General features: G+C 68.9%; 18 protein-coding genes. 9 read left to right on the forward strand and 9 right to left on the reverse strand.

Annotation, left to right across the window (positions count from 1 at the left end):
* Window positions 1–82 precede the first annotated feature (82 nt).
* Genes qcrB through ctaD form a run of 3 tightly spaced genes read right to left on the reverse strand, consistent with a single transcriptional unit; the run spans window position 83 to window position 3,910 of the window.
* A complete protein-coding gene (gene qcrB / locus ACTWQI_RS19265; protein WP_443272017.1) occupies window positions 83–1,768 on the reverse strand; it encodes a cytochrome bc1 complex cytochrome b subunit in 1,686 nt (561 codons plus the stop codon).
* A gap of 46 nt (window positions 1,769–1,814) precedes the next feature.
* Window positions 1,815–2,204 (reverse strand): aa3-type cytochrome oxidase subunit IV, encoded by a 390-nt coding sequence (gene ctaF, locus ACTWQI_RS19270; protein ID WP_443272019.1) that lies wholly within the window; start codon window positions 2,202–2,204, stop codon window positions 1,815–1,817.
* Complete coding sequence (gene ctaD, locus ACTWQI_RS19275; RefSeq protein ID WP_443272022.1) at window positions 2,201–3,910, reverse strand: aa3-type cytochrome oxidase subunit I; 1,710 nt, start codon at window positions 3,908–3,910, stop codon at window positions 2,201–2,203. Before ctaD ends, ctaF begins: the two co-directional genes overlap by 4 nt.
* 603 nt (window positions 3,911–4,513) lie before the next feature.
* On the opposite strand from ctaD, the gene ACTWQI_RS19280 reads away from it, so the two are divergent.
* Window positions 4,514–5,218 carry a hypothetical protein gene (locus tag ACTWQI_RS19280; protein WP_443272025.1) on the forward strand — a complete coding sequence of 235 codons (705 nt, stop codon included), beginning with the start codon at window positions 4,514–4,516 and terminating at the stop codon, window positions 5,216–5,218.
* A gap of 69 nt (window positions 5,219–5,287) precedes the next feature.
* On the opposite strand, the gene ACTWQI_RS19285 is transcribed toward ACTWQI_RS19280, so the two are convergent.
* From ACTWQI_RS19285 to ACTWQI_RS19295, 3 genes are all read right to left on the reverse strand, one after another.
* On the reverse strand, window positions 5,288–9,655 hold the full coding sequence (locus tag ACTWQI_RS19285; RefSeq protein WP_443272027.1) for a trypsin-like peptidase domain-containing protein: 4,368 nt from the start codon (window positions 9,653–9,655) through the stop codon (window positions 5,288–5,290).
* A gap of 7 nt (window positions 9,656–9,662) precedes the next feature.
* Window positions 9,663–9,971: a trypco2 family protein gene (locus tag ACTWQI_RS19290; RefSeq protein WP_443272029.1), complete on the reverse strand. Its 309-nt coding sequence runs from the start codon at window positions 9,969–9,971 to the stop codon at window positions 9,663–9,665.
* A gap of 115 nt (window positions 9,972–10,086) precedes the next feature.
* Window positions 10,087–10,935 (reverse strand): IclR family transcriptional regulator, encoded by an 849-nt coding sequence (locus ACTWQI_RS19295; protein ID WP_443272031.1) that lies wholly within the window; start codon window positions 10,933–10,935, stop codon window positions 10,087–10,089.
* 409 nt (window positions 10,936–11,344) lie between these two features.
* On the opposite strand from ACTWQI_RS19295, the gene ACTWQI_RS19300 reads away from it, so the two are divergent.
* From ACTWQI_RS19300 to ACTWQI_RS19335, 8 genes are read left to right on the forward strand one after another with little or no spacing between them, the layout of a single operon-like run.
* The gene (locus ACTWQI_RS19300; RefSeq protein ID WP_443272033.1) at window positions 11,345–12,595 is read left to right on the forward strand and encodes a hypothetical protein; all 1,251 of its coding nucleotides are present in this window, start codon (window positions 11,345–11,347) and stop codon (window positions 12,593–12,595) included.
* The gene (locus ACTWQI_RS19305) at window positions 12,583–12,942 is read left to right on the forward strand and encodes a hypothetical protein (protein WP_443272034.1); all 360 of its coding nucleotides are present in this window, start codon (window positions 12,583–12,585) and stop codon (window positions 12,940–12,942) included. Before ACTWQI_RS19300 ends, ACTWQI_RS19305 begins: the two co-directional genes overlap by 13 nt.
* Window positions 12,939–13,388 carry a hypothetical protein gene (locus tag ACTWQI_RS19310; protein ID WP_443272036.1) on the forward strand — a complete coding sequence of 150 codons (450 nt, stop codon included), beginning with the start codon at window positions 12,939–12,941 and terminating at the stop codon, window positions 13,386–13,388. The genes ACTWQI_RS19305 and ACTWQI_RS19310 overlap by 4 nt, the downstream gene beginning before the upstream one ends.
* Window positions 13,385–15,373, forward strand: a complete 1,989-nt coding sequence (locus tag ACTWQI_RS19315; RefSeq protein ID WP_443272037.1) for a branched-chain amino acid ABC transporter permease — start codon at window positions 13,385–13,387, stop codon at window positions 15,371–15,373. Before ACTWQI_RS19310 ends, ACTWQI_RS19315 begins: the two co-directional genes overlap by 4 nt.
* Window positions 15,370–16,182, forward strand: a complete 813-nt coding sequence (locus ACTWQI_RS19320; RefSeq protein ID WP_443272038.1) for an ABC transporter ATP-binding protein — start codon at window positions 15,370–15,372, stop codon at window positions 16,180–16,182. Before ACTWQI_RS19315 ends, ACTWQI_RS19320 begins: the two co-directional genes overlap by 4 nt.
* Window positions 16,179–16,994, forward strand: coding sequence for an ABC transporter ATP-binding protein (locus tag ACTWQI_RS19325; RefSeq protein WP_443272040.1), 816 nt, complete (start codon window positions 16,179–16,181; stop codon window positions 16,992–16,994). Before ACTWQI_RS19320 ends, ACTWQI_RS19325 begins: the two co-directional genes overlap by 4 nt.
* A 45-nt stretch (window positions 16,995–17,039) precedes the next feature.
* Window positions 17,040–18,449 (forward strand): ABC transporter substrate-binding protein, encoded by a 1,410-nt coding sequence (locus ACTWQI_RS19330; protein WP_443272042.1) that lies wholly within the window; start codon window positions 17,040–17,042, stop codon window positions 18,447–18,449.
* The gene (locus tag ACTWQI_RS19335) at window positions 18,446–19,579 is read left to right on the forward strand and encodes a lytic transglycosylase domain-containing protein (RefSeq protein WP_443272043.1); all 1,134 of its coding nucleotides are present in this window, start codon (window positions 18,446–18,448) and stop codon (window positions 19,577–19,579) included. Before ACTWQI_RS19330 ends, ACTWQI_RS19335 begins: the two co-directional genes overlap by 4 nt.
* A gap of 22 nt (window positions 19,580–19,601) precedes the next feature.
* On the opposite strand, the gene ACTWQI_RS19340 is transcribed toward ACTWQI_RS19335, so the two are convergent.
* The 3 genes from ACTWQI_RS19340 to ngcE all read right to left on the reverse strand — a co-directional run bounded on the left by ACTWQI_RS19340 (window position 19,602) and on the right by ngcE (window position 23,042).
* Entirely contained in the window at window positions 19,602–20,525 is a 924-nt protein-coding gene (locus ACTWQI_RS19340; protein ID WP_443272192.1) for a carbohydrate ABC transporter permease, read from the reverse strand.
* A gap of 34 nt (window positions 20,526–20,559) precedes the next feature.
* Window positions 20,560–21,537: a carbohydrate ABC transporter permease gene (locus ACTWQI_RS19345; protein ID WP_443272044.1), complete on the reverse strand. Its 978-nt coding sequence runs from the start codon at window positions 21,535–21,537 to the stop codon at window positions 20,560–20,562.
* 83 nt (window positions 21,538–21,620) lie between these two features.
* Window positions 21,621–23,042: an N-acetylglucosamine/diacetylchitobiose ABC transporter substrate-binding protein gene (gene ngcE, locus ACTWQI_RS19350; RefSeq protein WP_443272045.1), complete on the reverse strand. Its 1,422-nt coding sequence runs from the start codon at window positions 23,040–23,042 to the stop codon at window positions 21,621–21,623.
* Between the last annotated feature and the right edge of the window lie 169 nt (window positions 23,043–23,211).

The following is a 23,211-nucleotide window of genomic DNA, read 5'->3' on the forward strand; positions in this document are numbered from 1 at the left end:
GGTCGGTCTGGCCAATGAAGCGCGAAACGGCGCCAAGGGTCAACGACATGGCGGGATCCCGACAGCATGCAGGGGCAGGTGTCTACCCGGGGCCGCGGTGTTCCGTCGCGCTCCGCTCCTCCGGGCCGGGCGCGGCCACCTCGCCGGGCGCGGCGATCCTGGCGGCGATGGCTCGGCGCTGCTCCGCGGACGCAGGCATGTCCACCCGGTCCTCGTAGTACCACGCGCTGAGCGCCACCCGCAGGCGCTGCCTTCGCGAGGGGCGCTTCCCTTCGGGCAGTGCCGTGAGCTGCAGTGGTGGCGGCATCTCGCGTACCAGGATGGTGTGCTGCTCCTCCGGCGACAGCGGAATGTGCTCCTCTGCCATTCCGCCTTCGATGAGTTGGCGCACTTTTCCGCTTTCCTCGCCCTTGGTCAGACGTTCCCGGTCGTGTGCCTGAAGTGCCAGGCACAGGCGCTTGGTCGCCATGAAGGCGGCAACGGGCAGCACCACCAGGGACACCCTGAGGCTCCACGTCAAGGCGTTGAGCGACACGTCCAGAAGGTAGGCGAGCACGTCGTTGCCACCGGCCATCAGGAGTACCGCGTAGAAGGTGACGCCGGCTGTGCCGAGGCCGGTCCGGGTGGGGCGGTTCCGCGGTCGGTCGCACAGATGATGCTCACCGGAATCACCGGTGACCCACCGTTCGAAGAATGGATACAGGTACAGGCCGAGAAAGAGCAGCCCTGGGAGAATCACCGCAGGGACGAGCACGTTCCACATGAGGGTGTGACCCCACACCATGGTTTCGAAGGGCGGGATCAGCCGCAGTGCCCCTTCAAGGAACCCCACGTACCAGTCCGGCTGGGATCCCGTGCTGACCTGGTCCGAGCGGTAGGGCCCGTAGTCGTGCACCGGGTTGATCTGCGCCAGTCCGGCGAGCAGCGTCAGGACCCCGAAGATCATCAGAAAGAAGCCGGTCGTCTTGGTGGTGAACTGCGGAAACGCCGGCTGACCGACCGCGTTCCGGTTCGTCTTACGAGGGCCGCTCCACTGGGTGTGTTTGAGTTGCACGATCAGGATCAGATGAAGGACGACGAGGGCGAGCAGAATCCCGGGGACCAGCAGGATATGCGTCACATACAGCCGCGGAATGATCTCGCTTCCCGGATACTCGCCACCGAACGCGAAGAAACTCGCATACGTGCCGATGACCGGAATCGACAGCAGGATGCCCTGCGCGATGCGCAGACCGGTTCCGGAGAGCAGGTCGTCCGGCAGGGAGTAGCCGCAGAACCCTTCGACCAAGGCCAGCATGAACAGCGTCACGCCGAGCATCCAGTTGAGCTCCCGAGGTCTGCGGAAGGCTCCGGTGAAGAAGATGCGCAGCATGTGCGCGCCGATGGCGGCGACGAACACCACGGCCCCCCAGTGATGGATCTGCCGGATGAGGAGACCGCCGCGGACGTCGAAGGTGATGCGCAACGTCGATGCGTACGCCTCCGACATCCGCACGCCCCGCAGCCGGCCGTACGAACCGTCGTAGAGCACATGGGACATGCTGGGATTGAAGAAGAAGGCGAGATAGATCCCGGTCAGAACGAGGACCACCAGGCTGTACAGCGCGATTTCGCCGAGCAGGAACGACCAGTGGTCCGGGAATGCCTTTCTGAGCAGCTGTCGCCCCGGCTCGGCGACGGGCAGTCGGCTGTCCAGCGCATGGAAGCCGCTCTTGGCCGCCTGACCGGCCTTCGACGTCAGTCGCGCCCTTCTCCGTGAGAACACCATCCGCCACTTTCCCTTCCACTCGATCGGCTGCGGGCGAGCAGACTTCTCACGTTCCGCGGTCGTGGTGCTGGAAGACGAACCCGGCGATGCCGGGTGCCAGGACGCCCACGCCGAGGATGAACAGCCAGAGGCCGTAGGTGACTCCGAGTCCGATCACTGCGGTGCCCAGAGCGGTCAGAACGGGGTAGTAGCTGCGGGGGGAGAAGAATTCGAGAGGGCCTGCGCCCTCGTGGATCGCGGCGTCGCTCCGGTCCTGTGGACGCCGGCCCCGCCGCACGTACTGGGTCCAGCAGAAGAACGAGATGAGCGCGGACATCAGAAAGGAGACCAGGAGGGCGGCGCTTCCCGCCGGTTCGAGTGAGAACCAGGCGTACACCGTGGTGGTGATCGCGAAGAAGACCGCCACTGCGGCAAAGACCAAGGCTTCCGCTTTCACTGTGCTGCTCCAGGGGACATCGGTGATCCCGGAAGTGGCGGGCCGCCACGATGCAGGCTCTCCGCCACCTCTGCGTGATGCAGGTCGAAGGCCGGGGAATCGGACCGGATCCTCGGCAGCGCATGGAAGTTGTGCCGTGGCGGTGGGCAGCTGGTCGCCCACTCCAGGGACCGGCCCCACCCCCACGGGTCGTCCCGGTTCACCATGGACCCGTAGTGGGTCGTCTTCCATACGTTGTAGAGGAACGGCAGCGTGGACAGGCCCACGAGGAACGCGCTGATCGAGGAGATGGTGTTGAGCGTGGTGAACCCGTCGGCCGCGAGGTAATCCGGGTACCGGCGCGGCATGCCGATCTCGCCGAGCCAGTGATGGACGAGGAACGTGCCCTGGAACCCGGCGAAGAGCGTCCAGAAATGGATCTTTCCGAGCCGCTCGTCGAGCATCCGTCCGGTCAGTTTGGGCCACCAGAAATAGAAGCCGCCGAAGGTGGCGAACACGATCGTGCCGAACAGCACGTAATGCAGATGGGCGACGATGAAGTAGGTGTCGGTCAGGTGGAAGTCCAGCGGAGGCGAGGCGATCAGCACCCCGGACAGCCCGCCGAGCAGGAAGGTCACCAGAAAGCCGATGGCCCACAGCATCGGGGTCTCGAAGGACAGTGATCCGTACCGCATCGTGCCGATCCAGTTGAAGAACTTCACGCCGGTGGGCACGGCGATGAGGAACGACATCAGCGAGAAGAAGGGCAGCAGCACCGCGCCGGTCGCGAACATGTGATGCGCCCACACCGTCGCCGACAGCCCCGTGATGACCGCCGTGGCGCTGACCATCCCCACATAACCGAAGAGCGGTTTACGGCTGAAGACCGGGATGATCTCGGAGATGATGCCGAAGAACGGCAACGCCACGATGTAGACCTCGGGATGGGCGAAGAACCAGAACAGGTGCTGCCACAGCAGCGCTCCGCCGTTGGCCGCGTCGAAGACATGGGACCCGAATTTCCGGTCGGCCTCCAGGGCGAGGAGGACCGCGGTGAGCACGGGGAACGCGAGGAGGGCCAGGATCGAGGTGAACAGGACGTTCCAGGTGAACAGCGGCATCCGGAAGAGCGTCATCCCGGGGGCACGAAGACAGATGATGGTGGTGATGAAGTTGACCGAGCCGAGGATCGTGCTCAGACCTGCCACCGCCAGCCCCATCGTCCACAGATCGCCGCCCGTGCCGGGGCTGTACACCGCGCCGTTCAGCGGCGCATAGGCGAACCAGCCGAACGGAGCGGCACCGTTCTCGGTGAGGAACCCGGCGAGCACCATCAGACCGCCGAACAGAAACACCCAGTAGGTGAAGGCGTTGAGGCGGGGGAAGGCCACATCCGGCGAGCCGATCTGCAGCGGCATGATGGCATTGGCGAAGCCGGTGAAGGTCGGCGTCGCGAACAGCAGCATCATGATCGTGCCATGAATGGTGAACAGCTGGTCGTACTGGTCGTTGTTCATCAATTGCAGGCCGGGACGGGCGAGCTCGGCCCGCATCAGCATCGCCATCAGGCCGGCCACCAGAAAGAAGCCGAAGGAGGTGACGAGATACAGGTTCCCGATCACCTTGTGATCGGTCGTCGTCAGCCACCCGAGCAACGTCTTGCCGAGCCGGAGCCGCCGCTCGGTCGGCGACGTGGGTGCCGCCGATTTCTCCTCCACTGAATCCATCGGTCCTCCACGCCACGCCGACCACCCCGGCGATGGACAGTCATGCGAGGGGTATACGAATACGGGCCGGGCCGGGACCCGTCCACGAACGCGGAAACATCGCTCAATTCCGCCCGCCTCGGGCATTCCATCCTGTCGAAGCCGTAAGCGGCCGAGACGCCGCCACGCCGACATTCGGCTTCTCAGCCCAGTTCCGTGGCGATGCGTCAGCTCGCCGGAGAAGCGGGACCCACGAGCCGGTCCCCGGCGGACCAGCGGGGTCCGGCGCAGGTGCTGGCGACCGTGGGTGTGTCCAGGGGTGCGTGTCGGATTCCCGTCAGTGACACGGTGGGCATCCGCCACCCGGGTTGACGTGCCGTTGGCCGGTCAAGAGCATCGCTATCAGGTGGCTGCTGTTCAGCAGCTGCCGGTCAGTGTTACTCACACCGGCGTGGTGACGCGGGCCGTCGGGTCCGTGCGGGCGGTCTGCGCTGGTCAGGCCAGACCAAGAATCCAGCGTCACGAAGAACGCGGGCGCTCCTCATAACCAGCCTGTCCTCCGCACCCTGCCCGGAGAGGATTCTCATGTCCCTGCCCTGGAAGCCCCGAGTCCGGCCTGTCGTCATGCTGGCAGCGGCCGCTGCCGCGGGGCTGTTCACGACGCTGGTGGTCGCACCCACCGCTCACGGAAAGGTGATCTACCCCGGCACTGAGCTACCCGGCACCAAGACCTGCCCCAATGGCACGATCAGCTGGCACAACGATGCGCAAGAGGGACGGGTCATTCGCACCCAGATCCAGGAGAGCTCGGGAAAGGAACGCTGTGAGTTCGCGACGCCGCAAGGTCAGGTGAGCAACGGCCAGACCATCTATATCGGGTGGAAGTCCAAGCTGACGGCGGTTCCATCCTCGAACGACTGGAACAACATGTTCCAGCTCAAGTGTCACGGCACCCACGTCGCCAACTACCCGCTGGTGTGGAGCGTCAACGGGGGCAAACTCACCTTATGGAACTTCGAGGACATCAACGGGCAGACCAAGGGCCGCCAGGTCTGGCAGACCAACCTCCCGCAGAACCAGTGGTTCTCCATCCTCCTTCGGGTCGTCTATTCCGAGGATCGAGCCAAGGGATCGGTCCAGCTGTGGTTCAACGGCACGCAGCAGACCTTCGGCAATGGCTCGAAGACTCACTTCGGACAGACCTGGGACGGTGCGAACAACAACATGCACTGGGGTATTTACCGGACGGCGCGCATCAACGGCACCCAGATCCACGACATCAAGAAGCCGACCGTCGCCACGACCTTCGCCGAAGCCAATCCGAAATAGGCCCTGGGCCGCTGGTGGCCCGGTCCAGCCTGCTCCCGGAACGGGGTGTCTGCGCGGTGACGGTCGGACCTACAGCCCGAGGTGGGCGAAGACGACATCCCGTACGCGGTGCACGTCGCCCGGGGCGAGTACTGCGAGGGCTGGGAGGCCGCAGTGCCAGTCGGCCGTGGCGAGGACGTCACTCAGCACGCGGCGCGCCACGTCATGGGCTGTGGGCGTGTCGGAGGGCGGGGTGCGGGCCGTGAGCCTGCCGACGACTGGTAGGACGGCCGGGATGAACACCCGCGTCCGCGTGGCCACGGAGTGCCGTGGTGCTCCGGCGAGATATCCCGCCAGGAGTGCGAGTGTCTGCGCCCGCTCCGACGCATCGGGGAGGGACGTGGCGATGTGTACGGCTGCCTCGTACCGGCCGAGGGCTGCGTGAGCGAGGGCGAAGGAGCCCTCCGTGTTGATGTCCGGTTCCTCGTTGGAGTTCTGCCGGAGGGCTTCCAGCCTCTCGAGCCACCGCGGTGCGTCGGTCGGATCGGAGCCGCGGGTCAGCAGGTTGATGAGCAGCTGCTCCTGCGGCTTGAGGTCCACGGAGTCCTTGGAGGTTCCGCGGTGCAGGAGGCCGGTGAGCTCTTCGATCCGGCGCGGATTCTGGTGTCCCGCTGCTGTGAGGACACCGGCGCGGCAGATGGCGTCGAACGCCCATCCGTCGTCCTTGGGATTGACGGTGAGGAATTGCCCCTCCACGGTGTCGGCCACCGCCAGGGCCGCGAGCGGATCGTGTCTCCACAGTGCGGCGGCGATCGCCGCCATCATCTGCCCGTCCAGGCGGAGCAGCGGGGACCACGCATTCCTGTCCAGGGGGCATCGTTCGAGGAGCGCTTGCGCCTGTTGCACCGCCCCGACCTGGGCCAGCGCCTCCGCCGCCAGGTGGGAGAACCGTTCTTCACCGCGGAACGGTGGTTGGAGCCGATCCGCCTCCGCCACGACCGAGGAGAACCGCAGCGGGTCGTCACACACCGACGCCCCACCAATGGCGACTTCGACCAGTGCCAACGCGCGCGCGGGCTGCTCCGGCGCGACAGTCGCGGCGACATCGGTGGCGGCCATGGTGCGGATCCGGCGATTTCCGATGAGTCCGAGGAGCTGCTCGGCGTCGGCGAGACGGCCGGCGACGGCAAGAGCACCCGCGAGATCCGCGAGGCACAGATCCTGATCGTGGGTCGGGCGCCCGTGCCTGGTCCGTGCAGCGACCTGCTCGGCCTCTGCCACCAGGTCCGTCGCCAGGTTGGGGTCGTTTTCCGCGAGGCGCTCCGCGAGCGTGGCCAGCCCCTCGGCCGCAAGCCAGGGCTGTGAGTCGGCCGTCGCGACGATGGCCGACCGCAGCTCCTCCACCCCGGTGACGGCTCCCGGGGCGTCGACGACAGGCGTGACGAACCTGCTGCGGGGAAGACAGTAGCCCGGCTTTTTCTCCTGGGACTCCCACACCCGGGTGACGGCTTCCCACGCCTTGGCCATGCGGCCTTGGCGGGCATGGGCCGATGCGAGGGTGTCCCAGCCCTGCTCGGTGAGCAGGCTGTAGCCGCCATGGGAGCGCAGGAGTTCCTCGGTCCGTAGCAGCAGATCCTCTGCGGCGTCGACGTCACCGGTGTGGGCAAGGGCCTCGACAGCGCCGGTCACGACCGTCGAGGAGCCGAAGATCTGCCGGGGTTCCCGGAGTGCGGCCTCCGCCTCGCGGGCTGCCTGGAGGGCGAAGCTCGTTGCCATCCGGGCCGTCCGGGGACGGCCCATGGGAAGGGCTGCAGCAGCGACGGCGCGGACACCCGGGTCGTCCTGGTGCGCCGCGGCGCACCGTTGGATACGGCCGTGCAGGCGTGTCGCGTGCTCCGCGTCGTCGTCCCCACATGTCCAGGCCAGTTCGGCCCAGGCGCGGATCGCGTCTGCGGGGGGCAGCCGTGCGGTTTCCTTCTCTGCCTTCTTCAGCAGCCGTACGCCACGTGCGGAGCCCCGGGCGCGTGCGACTGCCGAGACCTCGGCCAGTGCGCGGACCCAGGATTGACGCCCTATCCCCTGCAGCCCGCGGATCTGAGCGAAGGTGGCATCGGAGTCCGCTTCGTGTTCTGCGGCCGGGTCGAGCCGGTGCATCAGCGTCAGGGCTTCGCTCTCCTCGCCAGCGGCCATGAGAGCCACGGCGGCCGTGCGCAGCACCTCGTCGAAGAAGTTCGCTGCCGCACGCAGCTCGTACTCGACCATGTCGTCCCACCACCGAGGGAATTGGGCCGCTGCCTCGTCCCAGATCGCATCCGACAGCAGCACTGCCTCGCGCGCCACACCTGGGGCGTGTCGGCGGTCGTGGGTCTCCGCCAGAGCCCGTGCGGTCCGGGCGAGCGTCAAGGCGCGGTCCTTCGCCTGGAAGACGCTCTGGGCGAGCCCGATCGCGCGCCGGGTGTGCCCCAACCGGGCCAGCGCCACCGGGATGGCCGGGTGCAGTGTGGCGTTGCGTCGGGCGACCAGGTCCCGGGCGGCCGCGAGGGCCGCCGGAGGGGTCAGATCCTCGGGGGCCTTCGCCCGTACGAGCTGCTGTACCGCGTCGATCTCCGCAAGCGCGGCGGCGTCGCTGCCGGTGATCTCCCGCAGCCGGTTGTGCCGTGCGGCGTCGGAGGCCAAGGCGGTTGCTCGGCCGACGTCCCCGAGGGTGGTGACCACGCGTCCGTACGCGTGCAGCAGATATGCGGGAGTCCCCGGTGGCCAGCCGCGGGCGGCGTACTGCTCCGCCCATGTGTGGACGCGCTCGCGGTACGGCTCGACATCCGGGCCGAGTGCGTCGATCGCCGTGGCGAACAGTGTCTCGTGTGCGAACAGATAACCCCGGCGGCCTTCGGAGTCGTACAGGGCGCCGCCGGAGTCGTCACCTCCCACCCGAAGAATGCGTCCGAAGGCGCTGCCCAGGCGCTGCTGCAGGTCGTACCACCCGGCGTCGGTGAGCTCCCGTAGATCCTCGGCGGTCAGACTGCCCCGGGCCGCGGCCAGCAGGCCGACCAGGTCCCGTCCGAGCCTGTCGCCGGAGAGCGCGGCGGACAGGTCGAACCGGGCTTCGTACTCGGTGTGACGTGCGGCGGCCACAGGGCGCACCTGCTCCACTGGGCAGTGCCGCAGCGGATGGTCGCCCTTGACGTCTGGTGGCAGGCCGGGGCCCGGTCTGCTGGTGACCAGCACCCGTACGTTCTCCGGCAGCCGTTCCGGCAGCAGGGCGGCGATGCTGGGGCCGGCGGGACCGGCACCGGACTGCTGGGACGACTGGTCCTCGTCCAGGCCGTCCACAACGAGCAGCAGCGTGGCATGTCTGCGGGCCGCCTTCTCCGCGGCCTCGGCGAGCAACTGCCTGCGCTCGCCGTCGCGGGCGGCTCGCGAGGTGTGTCCTGCGGGCAGGCGTCCGACGATGGTGGCGAGTTGGTGTACCACCGCCTCGGTGTACGCAGCGCTGTCGGCCTGTTCGGCGAGCCTGTTGGTGATGAAGAACCACACGGGCACGACCCCGCGTGGCGGATGCAGTGCGAACCAGGAGACCAGCGCGGTCTTGCCCACCCAGGGCGGCCCTTGGAGCCAGAGGTAGCTCTCCGTCCCCGCGCAGAATGCGACCAGCCGCTGACACTCCCGCCCGCGGTCCTCCAGCACCTCGGGCGCGATGTCCGCGAGTAGCGCCTGGTAAGCGGTCTCGATGAGGTCGAGTCCGGAGGGCGGCACCGCATCCGGCAGGGCGTCGGGACGCAGCTCGCAGCCGAGCAGCTGTTCCAGTCGGCGGCGGCCCTCGTCGCCGAGCCCTTCGGCCCAGCGGTCCACCCGGCGCGCGGCCAGGCGTCCGAGGCCGTCGGCGAGGTGGTGCTCGGCGACGATGCCGACGAGCAGACCGCCGCTGAACACCGCCGCTCCCGACATCCCCTGCCAGGGAGACTCCCGGCGATCCGCCATCTCGGCGGGAGCGGCGACGCTGAGGTCCAGCGTGCCTTCCCGCCGGTTGGCGAGCACCGCGCATGTCGCGTGCACGTGTGCCGAGTCGCGGTAACGCGAGCTGTCCGTGTCGTCCGTGCGAAGCTTGAACAACGGGAACCCGACAGCGCTGCACCGCAGCACGGCTTCCTGCTCGCTGACCCGACCCAGGAGCGCGGGCTCCACCGACTCGTCCAAGCCCGGCACAGTGAGGACGGCCAGGTCGATGCCCGCGTCCGCCCACTCGACCGCCGCCTCGGCCGTACGCTCTCCCGGCCGGTCGGCGTCGAACCGTACGTGCACTGCGGCCGCGCCCTCGACCACATGTGCTGCGGTGAGCACGGTCCCGGTGGCCGCCAGATATCCCGAGCCGCGCCGTCCGCGGCCGTCCGGAAACCGGACGATGACCTCGGCGACGCGCTTGATCCACAGCCCGCCGGTGCGGCCCCGAACGCCCCACACGCCCCGTTCACCGCTCCCTGTCGGCCTCTTCGCCCGCGATCAGCGCGGAGCGGGGGATTCCGTCCGAGCCGACCGTCTTCGGTTGCAGGGTGAGCGTGATTCGCTGTGTCCGGGACTGGGCCAGCCTCCCGCCGGCACTCGCGTCGACGACCCAGAACCGGATCTTCCCGTCGGCCCTCGCATCCCGGTCCACGGCCATGGTCGCCTCGAGCTCGACCGGACCGAGTTCGAACCGCAGCGTCTCGTCGGTCCCATCCGCGAGCGCGGCGCTCAGTTCCTTCCGCAGGTCGCGGATCAGCTCCGACAGTTCGATCACGAGTCCCCCTCGTCGCCTCACCGGAATCGTACAAGCAGCCTCCGTGCCGAACTCGGTGCAGGCCCCCGACGGCCGGCGACAACGCCTCCGCAGACTGGGGAGGTGTCAGGTGGAGTCACTGCCAGCGGCGCTGACGGGGGAACAGGGTGCTACTCGCCTCGCGGGCGACCTCGAGCACCATGGGTGCCAGCAGTCTGAAGTTCATCGCCCGGGTGTCGCCGCAGAGCGAGAGCGCGGCGTTGGCCGGGCCGCCGCCACGCAGTGGGGCTGCGACACAGGAGATCCCCGTCATGGATTCCTCGTTGTCCATGGCGACACCATGCCGCAGGCGGACCTGCCCCAGTTCGTTGTGCAGGTCGGCGATGCTGCGGATGGTGCGCGGCGTACGGACCGGCAGCCGGGCCCGGAAGGTGGCGTCGACGTGCTGCGGATCGAGCGACGCGAGGATGGCCTTGCCCGCCGCAGTGGTGTGCGCCGGCAGCCGCCCGCCGAGCCGGGTGGGCAGGTTGGCCGCGAACCGCCCGCCCACCTTGTCCAGATAGACCACTTCGCGCCCGTCCAGCACGGCGAGGTGGCTGACGAACCCGGTTCGCTGGCACAGCTCGTGCAGGAGTGGGTTGACGACGTCCCGGAACTCGCTGTGGCCGGCGGCGAGCCCGCCCAGTTCCAGGGGGCGCATGCCCAGGCGGTAGCCGCCGGCGGAGTGCGCCAGCCAGCGCAGCCGGATCATCTGGTCGAGGATGCGATGGAGCGTGGAGCGCGGCAGACCGGTGCGCTCGGCCAGTTCCAGCAGGGACAGCGTGGGCGTGGCGGCGTCGAACGCGTCGAGGATGAGCGTCATCCGCTCGATCATGGAGTTCGGCGCCGCGGGCCGTAGCCGCGCCGGGGCCGTGGCGGACGAGCGGGTGTCCTGTCCGGCAGGAGAGCCGCCCGCATGCGCGTCGGCTGGCACCGGGACCGTCACGTTCCCACCTCCGCTTGGCGGTAGAAGCTGAAAGGTACGCCTAGCCGGTATGGCAGGTTTCAGCGAAGACGGGAAGGGTTCGGACGAGGTCGGCAGCCGTTCCGTACGATCTCGTGCCTGGCATGCCGCGGGCCGGCCCGCTGTCGCATCGGGACGACTCCGGTGGTCACGACGTATCTCCAGGAGCTCGCCCGGGCCGAACACCCGGTCGACAGCGCCATGGCCGCAAAAGACTTCAATGTAGCGCTCGGCACCGCGGACGGTGAGAGCGCGTCCCGGTGAGTGGGAGCGAGGCGGTCGCTGAACGGGACCGGGCCCGATCACATCTTTCGCCTGACGAAGCGTCAGAAGAGAGTCGGAACGGAACCATCCGGTGCCCCCGTCGATCCTGCGGAGGACGTTGATGTCCGTGAGAGCGATCCTCCTGTCCCGTCCACGCGCCCACGCGATCGTGGGGATGGGCACCGTCGTGCTGCTCGCCTGCCTGCCCGGAGCCGCCATCGCCGCTGAGCAGGGCGAGGAGGACTGCCCGGTGGTGGCGACCGCCCAGGGCGTCCAAGTGATGGTGAGCGCCAGTGACAATCTGTTCCTGCAGGCGCCGTCGGGTGTGGGGATCCCGGTTGCACAGGCCTGCGTCAACTACGGCGTCGAGGAATCGACCGGGTTCGCCAGCAGCCCGTACCCCGGCGAGACGGTCGTCTCGGCGCCCGCCTTGCTCCGCGGCCAGACCGGACAGCCGATCCCCGGGTACCCGGCGTACGCGTCCTCGCGGTACCCGTCCGAAGAGAAGTCCGAGAGCGAGCAGCACGGCCACTCGCTGAGCTCGCACAGCACGCAGACCTCCACACGCGCCCGGGCTGGGACCCGACTGGGGCAGGACAAGGCGTCGGGGGAGACCACCGCGCTCGCGGAGGCGGTGGTGGATCCGGCTCGACAGGTAGGTAGGGCATCGGCCACCTCCGACACCCAGCCATGGACCGTCAACGGCGTGCTGCGGCTGGGCCAGATGCGCAGCGTCGCGAAGGCCACGACCGGCAAGGACGGCAAGGTGGTGCGCAGCTCGCGGCTGCAGATCGGCCGTACCGAGGTCGCCGGCCAGGTCGTGGAGATCACTCCGGACGGTGTGAAGGCTGTAGGCAAGACGTTGCCCCTTCCGAAGGCCGATCCGGCCAAGGCGCTCGCGGCCGCCGGGGTGCGGGTCCGCTATCTGCGGGCGAAGTCCACCGAACAGGGCGTCATGTCGGCCGGCATCGAGGTTCTCGCCCGGCAACAGGACCCGAAGTCGGGGGCGGTCTACACCGTGCAGTACGTCTTCGGTCGCGCGTTCGCCGCCGCGGACCGGGTCGAGCGCGTGCCCGGCGGCGGGGGACCACCGCCACCCGCGGAACTCCCGGCCACGAGCGGCGGCGACGGCGGCGCTCCCGCCGAACCGGCACCGGAGGCGCCCGCGGAGGAACCGCCGGCGGACTCACCTGGCGCGCCCGGCCCCGACTCCGCCGCACCCGCACCGGACGACGCGCCGCCCGCCCGCCTGATCGGAAACCCCATCGACATGGGCGTGACCGGTCTCTACCTGGTGCTCGCCTTCGGCGCCGTCGCCACCTTCGCCTTTGGAACCCTGCTGCGCCTGTTGGGAGTGAGGACTCGATGGACATCGTGACCCGAATACGCAGCCAGTGGGATCGCCTGACGGCGGTGGCGACCGCCATCGCCGGTGCCGTGGTACTGATCATCGGCTGGTACGGGGTGAGCGGCACCGCCTACGCGGCCGAACAGTTGCCCTACGTCGTCAGCGCCGGCCTCGGCGGATTGTTCCTGCTCGGAATCTCGACCGCCCTGTGGCTGTCGGCCGACCTGCGCGACGAGTGGCGCAAGCTCGACCGTATCGAGCAGGCGATCCGGGCCGCCGACGGAGCCGGGGCGTTCGAGCCTGACCGGGTCGAACGGGCGCCGGCCGCCGAGCTCGACCGCACCCGTGTGCTTCCGCCGGCCGAGGGTGTGCGATGAACGGTGCTGACCGGCGTACGGAACCGTGGCGGGACGGCGACGTCCTAACGGTCGCTGTCACCACCCTGGTCGAGGTCGCCCTGATCGTGGGCGCATGGTTCGGCGCCAGCGGAACGGCGTCGGCGGCGCGGCAGGCGGCGTGGCTGAACCTCGCGGTGGCGGGGTTCGCGGTCTCGGCCGGCGGCTTGTGCCTGTGGTTGCTGCGGCTGCGCCGTGCGGTCGGCGAGCGCCGAGTTGCGTTGATCTCCCTCGCGCCGCAGGAGGAACCGGCTCCGGCGCGACTGCCACGTCGTCCTCAGGCCTCGGCCGCGACGGTCTCCTCGCAGCTGGTGCGGGCAGCCGGGATGGACAGGCTGCACCGCCGCGACTGCCCGCTGGTGGCCGGCAAGGACGTGACGCCGGCCGGTCTCGACGACGGCGACCCGTGCGGGGTGTGTGCGGCGTGAACGATCTGCTGCCCTTCGTCGTCGTCGGGATCACCACCGGCTCGGTGTACGGGCTGGCCGCGATGGGTCTGGTCCTCACGTACAAGACCTCGGGCATCTTCAACTTCGCGCACGGTGCCATCGCAGCGCTGGCCGCCTTCGCGTACTACGAGCTGCGCGTCGTGCGCGGGCTTCCCTGGCCGGTGGCGCTGGCCGTCGCCGTGGTCGTGGTGCCGCCGATCATTGCACTGGTCATGGAACGCATCACCCGGGGCCTGGCGGGAGGCACTCCGACCACGAAGATCGTCGCCACCGTGGGCCTGCAACTGGCCATCACCATGGCTCTGGTCGCACACTACGGCGGCGCGGGCATGGACTTCCCCGACTTTCTGCCGACCGACTCCGTCGAGCTGATCGGCGTCAACGTCGGCATCGACCAATTGATCTCCGCGATCGTGGCTGCGGCGGGCGCGCTGGGGTTCTTCGTGTTCTTCCGGCTCTCCCCGATGGGCGTGAAGATGCGGGCCGTCGTGGACGACCCTTCGCTGTTGGCGCTGGCCGGCACCAGCGCGTTCGTGGTGCGGAGCTGGGCGTGGCTGATCGGATGCTGGTTCGCCGCGGTCTCCGGCGTCCTGCTGGCCCCTCAGATCGGACTGGACGCACTGCTGCTGACGCTGTTGGTGGTTCAGGCCTATGGAGCGGCGGCGGTGGGGCTGTTCTCCAGCCTGCCGCTGACGTACGCCGGCGGGCTGCTCATCGGCGTACTGGCCGCACTGGCCACCAAGGCGGTCTCCCGGTCGGAGGTGCTCTCCGGCCTGCCGCCCGCGCTGCCGTTCCTGGTGCTGTTCGCCGTCCTGTTGCTCGCGGGCCGGAAGAAGCTCGTGGAGGTCGGCGGGCACCGCCCGGCACCGCCGTCCCGGCCGCTGATGAGCCGCGCCGCGGCGCGAACGCTGGCGGTCGCCGCCGTCGCCGTGGCCGCGGTGGTCCCGTTCGTGGTGGGCTCCAAGCTGCCGGTGTACTCCACCGCGCTGGTCTTCGTATTGATCTTCTCCTCGCTGCACCTGCTGGTACGGACCTCCGGTCAGGTGTCCTTGGCACACGCCGCCCTGGTCGCGGTGGGCGCCTCGACGTTCTCGCACCTCGCGGTCGGGGCCGGGCTGCCGTGGCTGTTCGCGGTGCTGCTGGCGGGTGCGGTCGCGGTGCCGGTCGGCGCGCTGGTGGCCATTCCGGCGATCCGGCTCTCGGGGCTGTATCTGGCGCTGGCCACCTTCGGGTTGGGGCTGTTGCTCGAGCGGGTCGTCTACGGCTCGGTGTGGATGTTCGGGGCGACCAGCACGCTGCCCGCGACGCGACCCGCGCTGTTCGAGGGGGACACCGCGTTCTACTACGTGCTGCTGGCCTTCGCCGTCGCCGGGTCGCTGCTGATCGCCGGGCTCGGGCGGAGCAGGCTCGGGCGGCTGCTGCGCGCCATGGCCGACTCACCGACCACGCTGTCCACGCTCGGACTCGGGGTGAACGTCACCAGGGTCACCGTCTTCGCCATTTCCGCGTTCATCGCCGGGGTCGCCGGTGCGCTCTACGCCTCCCAAGGGCAGTCCGCGACCGGAGTGCCCTTCGTCTCGTACGCGTCACTGACCTGGCTGGCACTCCTGGTCCTCTGCGCCGGGCTGCGCTCGGCCGCTCCGGTGGCCGCGGCGGCGCAGATGGTGATCGTCCCGGCGTACATCACGAACGAGACCTTCGTCGAATGGCTTCCCGTGCTCTTCGGGCTCGGCGCCCTGATCGTCGCCATCCACGAAGCCGGCGCCGCCGCACGTCGCAGCGCAGGGCAGGTCGCCGTGGAGACGGCGTCACGGTCCGCCGAGCGCCTCGGTTCGGCGGACCCAGCCGCCGAGCGACTGCAACTCGCCGCTGCCAGGACGGCGTCCCGCACCGAGCCCGGGCCGGCGCGGGTCCAGCTCGGCGCCGGCTTGTCGACGGGCCTGACGAAGGGAGCATCGCGATGAGGCGCCGCGAGCACTCCGAGGACGGCGAGCACGTCGAGCCCGGCGACACCACGGGCCTGCGGGTTGAGGGGCTGACGATCCGGTTCGGCGGGAACACCGCGGTGAACGCGGCGACCTTCGACGCGCCGCTCGGGCGGATCACCGGGCTGATCGGGCCCAACGGGGCAGGCAAGACCACCACGTTCAATGCCTGCTCCGGACTGCTGCGGCCCTCGGACGGTTCGATCCACCTCTTCGGGAAGGACATCACCGGCCACCTGCCGTCGGCGCGCGCGCAGCTCGGCCTGGGCCGGACCTTTCAACGGATGGATCTGTTCGACTCGCTGACCGTGGAGGAGAACATCGCCCTCGGGCGGGAAGCGCGCCTGGCGCGAAGCCATCCCGTCAAGCAGCTGCTCTGCCCGCCTGCGGAACGGAAGGCGGTGCGGAAGGCCACTGAAGAGGTGCTGGCCCTGTGTCGGCTGGGGGACCTCCGGGCGGAGATGGTGGGCTCGCTGTCCACCGGGCAGCGCCGCCTGGTGGACCTCGGCCGGGTGCTGGCCGGCGGGTTCTCGCTCTTGCTCCTCGACGAGCCGTCGTCCGGTCTGGACACCGCGGAGACCGAACGGTTCGGCCAGATCGTGACCCAGGTCGTGGCCGAACGGGGCTGCGGGGTGCTGCTGGTCGAGCACGATATGGCGCTGGTCATGTCCATCTGCGACTACCTCTACGTCCTCGACTTCGGCGAAATGATCTACCAGGGCACCCCGGACGAGGTTCGCGCCAGCGAGCAGGTGCGCGCGGCGTACCTGGGATCGGAGGCGGCGTGAGCGGCGCACGCGCGGCCGCCGGGCCGCAGACATGCACGATGCCCGCACCTCTGCGCCGCGCGGGCGGAGATGGGGGCACCTCCCAGCGGCAGCTGGGGGAGAACGATGGGGGCAGCATGTTGGAGTTGCAGGGCGTCAGTGCCGGCTACGGCGACACGCGCGTGCTGCGCGAGGTGTCGCTGTGGGTGCCCCGGAAGTCGGTCGTGGCGCTGCTGGGCACCAACGGCGCGGGCAAGACCACGTTGCTGCGGGTCGCCTCCGGGCTCCTCACGCCCAGCTCCGGGCGGCTCCACCTGGACGGCCACGACCTGACCGGCAAGCCGCCGCACACCCTCGCCCGGCATGGCGTCTGCCACGTGCCCGAGGGCCGCGGGGTGTTCCCGAACCTGACGGTGCGGGACAACATCCTCATCCAGGCCGGCGGCACCGAAGTCGACGAGGCGATCGACAGAGCGGTCTCCGCGTTTCCGGTCCTGGGAGAGAAGCTCCGCCAGCGTGCCGGAGCGCTGAGCGGGGGTCAGCAGCAGATGCTGGCTCTCGCCCACGCCTATGTCACCGACCCCACCTACGTCCTGCTCGACGAGGTGTCCATGGGGCTGGCTCCGGTGGTCGTGGACGAGATCTTCGAGTTTCTCGGCAAGCTCGCCACCTCCGGGTGCGCGCTGCTGCTGGTGGAGCAGTACGTCACCCGCGCGCTCGAGTTGGCCGACTACGTCTACCTCATGAACCGAGGGCGCATCGACTTCGCGGGAGAACCCGGGGAGCTCGACAGCGCCCAGCTCATGGAGCAGTACTTGGGCGCGCACACGTGAGGCGCCCTGCACGCGTACCACCGACCCCGCACCGTGGAGGAGACCATGACCACACCCCGTACCCGCCGCCGTACGCTCGCGGCCGTGGCGGTGTTGAGCCTGGCGCTCACCGCTTGCGGCACCCGCCTCGACCACGACACCATCGTCCGCGCCGCCGCCGGCAGTGGGCAGGCCGGCGCCGGCGGCGACGGGAGCCTGCCGGGAGCGGACGGGGCGGGTGAAGGCGCGGCCGGCGACGACGCGGCCGGCGGGTCCGGCGCGCCAGGGGAGGCCGGAGCCGGGGGAGACCAACCGGGCCAGGGCGGCGACAGCGGCGGCCCGGGCGAGAAGGGCTCGGGCGGGAACGGCGGGTCGGGCCGGGGCGGTCCCCCCATCGTTATCGGCAGCGTCGGCACTCTCTCGGGACCCGGGGGTGTCGCCTTCGCGCAGGGGCCGCGCGCCCTGCAGGCATGGGCGGCGGCCACCAACGCAGCCGGCGGCATCAAGGGCCGCCAGGTCCGGGTGATCGTCATGGATGACGGGGCCGATGCCGCCAAGGGCCGTAGCCAAGTGCAGGAACTGGTCGAGAAGCACAAGGTGGTCGCCATCGTCGCCGCGATGACCACCACCCATACCCTTGCCGCCTGGAAGGGCTACGTCGAGAAGAAGAAGGTTCCGGTCGTCGGCGGCGACTGCTCGACCACCCTGTGGAGCGAAAGCCCGATGCTGTTCAGCCAGTGCCCCCACACCAACTCTCAGATGGACGGGCTGGCGAACGTGGGCGCGAAGTACGGGAAGGGCACGAAGCTCGGCGGTCTGTTCTGCACCGAAAGCGACGCGTGTACGCATGCCGAGAACCGCATGTTCGGCAGCGGCAAGGCGGCCAAGCGCTTCGGCCTGGAGCCGAGCTACCGTGCGAAGATCTCGCTGACCCAGCCCGACTACACCGCCGAATGCATCCAGGCGCGCAACGCGGGCGTGCAGTTGATGCTGGTCACGGGGGACCCGAACACCGTGGCCAGGGTCGCCTCGTCGTGCCGTCGGCAGAACTTCAACCCCCAGTTCCTGCAGCCCTCCGCCACGGTTGCGGCCGACACCGCGGGCAAGCCCGGTCTGTCGAATGTGCTGGCCACGATGGCCGTGTTCCCCTTCACCGGTCTCGGAACACCGGCGTTCGGTGAGTTCAGCAGCGCCTGGAAGAAGTACGGCGGCGGACGGGCGCCCGGCCCGGCGGCCGCGCAGGGGTGGGCGTCGGCGAAGGTGTTCGAGAAGGCGGCGCGCGCCGCGGGCGACGTCAGCAGGGCCGGACTGGTCAAGAAGCTGTACACGTTCCGCGGGGAGCGCTTCGGCGGGCTGACCGTTCCGCTGACCTACGTCGCCGGGAAGGGAACCGCCGACACGCGGTGCACCTTCTACATGCGGGGAGCGGGCGGCAGGTGGACGGCTCCGGCGGGCAACCGGACGGTGTGCTGGTGAGCCGCCCGGTGAGTGGGCGCTGGTCGGTGCTGTGGCCGCAGGCGATAGCCGGACTGGTGGCCGTGGGCGCGACGGGTGGCATGGCGACCGCCACCGTCATGCAGCTGGTCGGAGAGTCCCCGGCGGTGGCCGCATCCGCCCCGTCGGCGCGGTGGAACAGAGGAGGCGGCACTCCGCCGCTGTACCCCGAGCCGCCACCGGTCATCCTGGACCTCCCCGCAACGCGTCCGGTGCCATGGGACATCGGGGACAAGGGCGCGGGCGGCGAGGCCGAGGCGGGCAGGCCGCCGCTGCTGCCGGCCGCGTACGGGATCCCGGCCCGGGTGCTGGCCGCGTACCGGGAGACGGCGAACGCGCTCGCCAGGTCTCAGCCCGGGTGTGGACTGGAGGTTCCGCTGCTGGCGGCGATCGGCCGGGTCGAGTCCGGTCACGCCCGTGGTGGTGACCTCGACGCCGGCGGCCGGACCCGGTTCCCGATTCTCGGCCCCCGGCTGGACGGCAGCCCCGGCGTCATGGCCATCCGCGACACCGACGGCGGAGCCCATGACGGCGATTCCGAATGGGACCGAGCCGTCGGCCCCGCGCAGTTCATCCCTTCCACCTGGCGTCGCTGGGGATCGGACGGCAACCGCGACGGGACGGCCGACCCGCACCAGGTCGACGACGCATGGCTGGCCGCCGGGCGCTACCTCTGCACGGCAGGCGGTGACCTGCGGCGAGCCGAGGGCCTACGGCGAGCGGTGCTGGCCTACAACCACTCCGAGGACTATCTGCGGCTGGTGGTGGGCTGGATGCGCGTCTACCGGGCGCACATCGTCCCCAGCGCCGCCGCGCCGGAGACCGCGGCGAGCCCTCGGCCGGACAAGGGGGAGTCGCCGCCGCCCGACAAGGAGCGGTCTCCGCAGCGCCGGCCGCCCCGGGAGCCCAGCCCCTCACCGGCACGCCCGACGCCGGAGCGTCCGCCGGCCGACCAGGATCCGTCCCGACCGATACGGCCCGACCTCCCGCCGAGGGAACAACTGCCCGATGAGCTGGGCCCGATCGATCCGCTGCGGGATTCCGACCTCGACAGGCTGCCCACCGACGTCACCTCGAAGGCACCCCTGTCGACGGGGGAGAAACGCCGCTGAGCGCGGGCCCTGTGGTCCGCGCCTACTTCAGGGCACCGGCCGTAAGACCGGCTTGCACCTGCTTCTGAAAGAGGAGATAGAAGACCAGAAGGGGGATCGTCGCGAGGATCAGGCCCGCGAACAGCGCGCCCCAATCCCCTTTGTACCCCTGGTTCACCGCGAGCATTGCCAGGCCCTGGGGCAGGACGAACCTCTCCTGGTCCGGGTTGAGCACCTGCGGGATCAGATACTGGTTCCACTGGCCGAGGAAGTTGAACATACCGATGCTGATCAAACCCGGCTTGGCCATGGGCAGCATCACCTGGAAGAGGATACGCAGGTGCGAGGCCCCGTCGATCATCGCCGCCTCGGCCACCGAGGACGGCAGCGACCGGAAGAACGACGTCAAGAAGAAGACCGAGAACGGCAGCGAGTAGGCGATGTAGACCAGGATGAGGCCGTGGAAGGTGTTGAGCAGCATCATGTTCTTCAGCACGAAGAAGAGCGGCACCAGGGCCAGCACCACGGGACAGCACATCCCGGCGATGAACAGGAAGTAGATGAACCGGTTGCCCGGGAACTCGAACCGGGCCAGTGCATAGGCGGCCATCGACGACAGCAGCATGGTGCCCGTCAGCGAGCCGCCCACGATGATCAGGGTGTTGAGGAAGTACTGGCCGATGTGGGCCGTGGTCCAGGCGTCGACGAAGTTCGGCAGATGCGGCGAGAGCGGCAAGGACCAGGGGCTCTCGAGGATGTCCCCGGATTTTTTCAGTGAGGTCATGGCCGCCCAGAGCAGCGGGCCCGCAGCCATGATGCTCCACAGGATGAGAAAGCCGTGGGAGAAGGCGTTGAAGAACCTGCCGCCCTCACCTGACCCGGCGCGCCCCGGTGTGCCGTTCGGAGACCGGCGGCGCACCGGCGTCTCGTCCCTGGGCGCGTCGACAGCGGAATCGGTGAGCTGCATCTGAGCGCTCATGACCTGCGTTCCTTCCGGGCCCTCATGCGAACTCGAGCCGCTCGCGCCGACCGAGTCGCATGACGACCGCTGCGAAGACCAGAGTGACGATCAGGAGGGCGACACCGACGCCCGCAGCGTATCCGGCCTGCCCGTCGCGGAACGCCTTGTTGTACAGGTACACCGTCAGTACGAGGGTGGAGTGGTCGGGTCCACCCTGATTGACCGTCATGATGTGGACGACCGCGAACGATCCGTCCAGCGCGATGATGCCCATGTAGATCCATCCGGTGCGGACGGTGTCCCACAGCAGGGGGAGCGTGATCCGGAAGAAGGTCGCCATCCGGTTCGCGCCGTCCAGCAGCGCGGCCTCGTAGATCTCGCCCGGGATCGAGGCCATGGCGGCGGAGAAGAGAACGACGAAGAATCCGACGCTCGTCCAGGTCATCACGCCGATCACGCAGATGAGGGCGAGGCGCGGATCGCCGAGCCAGTCCTGCTCCCAGGAGGCCAGGCCGACCGCATCCAGGACCCCGTTGAGCAGTCCTCCCCGGGGCGCGTAGACGTACTGCCACAACACCGCGATGATCGCGACGGACAGCACCTGGGGAAAGAAGTAGATCACCTTGAAGACGTGCGCCCCGCGCACTCCGCCGACTGCGTCCGTCCCGGTGCCGCGGCCGCCGACATTGAGCATGAAGGCGAAGAAGAGTCCCAGCCCCAGGACCAGAACGGGCAGGGCCAGCAGCAGAATGACGTTGTGCCACAGGGCCGTCCAGAACAACGGATCGTCCAGTAACCGCTGGTAGTTACGGAGACCGATGACATTCATGTCCGAGCTGAGCCCGGACCAGTCCGTGAAGGAGTAGGAGAACGCCTGGAGATAGGGCGAGATGACGAAGACCGCGTACAGGGCGAGCGGCAGCGCGAGGAATCCCACGATGGCTCGGTACTTGAGAAACGTCCGGTAGTGCCTGGACGACGTGAATCCCGCGCTGCCCCTGTGCCGTGCGACGCTCATGGCTCGCTTCCCCCCAGCCGCCGGAGAGTCGTCCGTCATCCCGCCTGCTCCGTTCCGCTACGTTGTCGCGCTGATGACCAGGGTCACGGATGCCGGTACTTCTTGATCGAGTCATCCTTCGCCGTTGCGTCGGCGGCTTTCTGGATCTTCGCGATCGCCTCGGCCGGCTTGATCCGGCCCGCCATCATCTCGCCGATGTGTCCGGCGATCTCTTCCCGGTTCAGCGTCTGGTACCAGTCCGTGCGGGGGGCGATGATGTGCTTCCCCGCCGCGGTGACCATCGCACTGGCCGAGGCGAGTCCGGACGGCAGTTTCATCCCTTCCACGGCATCCTTCACCGTGGTCAGCGAGGACGTGAGCCTGGCGAAGTTCTGTGCCGACTTCTTGCTGAGCATGATGCGCAGCAACTCCATACCGCCTTGCGGGTTCTTGGCGTCCTTGGGGACGACGAATGCCTCGCCGGCCTGGGCCCAGATGGTCTCGAAAGGCATCGCGTCCGAGCTGTCCAGACCGGATGGCGGGGCGACGGTCATCTCGAAGCCGGGCGGCGTGGTGTCCTTGGTCTCGTTCTCCACCCAGGTGCCGTTGGGCACGAACAGCGCCTTGCCTTTGGTCCACTCGGTCTGCGACTGGGTGTGATCGAGGCCCGGGGTGCCCTTGAGGACATAGCCCTTGGCGACCAGCTCGTAGTACGCCTCGAACGCCTTCTTCACCGCGTCGTGGTGCCACGCGTTCGGTTCGAGGTTGTCGATCGCCTTGATGACGTCGGCGCCACCGATCTTGGTCATGAACGGGTACAGCGTCCACTGGAGGTAGTACGGGTACTTGCCCGCGTAGGTCCAGCCCGCGATGCCCTTCTTCTTCGCTTCGGCGCAGAGCCCGAGCATCTCGTCCCAGGTCTTGGGGTACTGCCAACCGTGCTTCTCCAGCGTGGACTTGGAGTACCAGACGCCGAAGGCGGTGTAGGCGTAGTTCAGCGCCCAGACCTCCTTACCGCCGTACTTCCCCTTTGCCACGACGCCGGGTATCAGGGTGTCAGCGACGGACTTCCCCGGATCGTCATAGGACGGCGCGTCCAGGAGCGCCCTTAAGTCCGTCAACTGGCCCTTGCTCGCCAGCGTCGCCGTCGCGAGGGACTTGGCACCGGTGTTGTCGATCAGATCCGGCGGATTGCCGCCGACGAACCGCGGCTGCAGCAGCGACTGGATGTCCTGCGTAACGGTGTGTTCGACCTTCGCCTTGGGAAAGCTCTTCCGATACTCGGCCGCGGCGTCCTTGACGTACTGGACACCAAGACCGCCGTCGAACAGGACGACTTCCAGGTCTGCCGATCCATTCACGCCGAACGGGTTCCTTTCACTCTTCTCGCCCTTCTCGACTTTGCGCTGGCCGCTGCTTGCCACGGCGCAGGAACTGAGGAACGTCGCCGCGGGGGCGGCGATCAGTCCGGCGGCCAGGGCGCGCCTGATCGCATCACGGCGGGTGACGTCTGAAGCGGATCCCATGCTTACGTTCTCGCCTTCTGCGGGCTCATGCGGTTTCCCGGGCTCCGCCGGTCCACCGCGGTCACATTGAAGCCGGACCGTCCCGCGCTCTCGGCCGGGCTCCGGATGGCCGAGGCGCCTGATAGGTATAGTCCAATTGGGGAGGAAGTCACAAGATCTGTCCACTGCC

The organism is Streptomyces sp. KR80, from assembly GCF_052245555.1.
Lineage (GTDB): Bacteria > Actinomycetota > Actinomycetes > Streptomycetales > Streptomycetaceae > Streptomyces.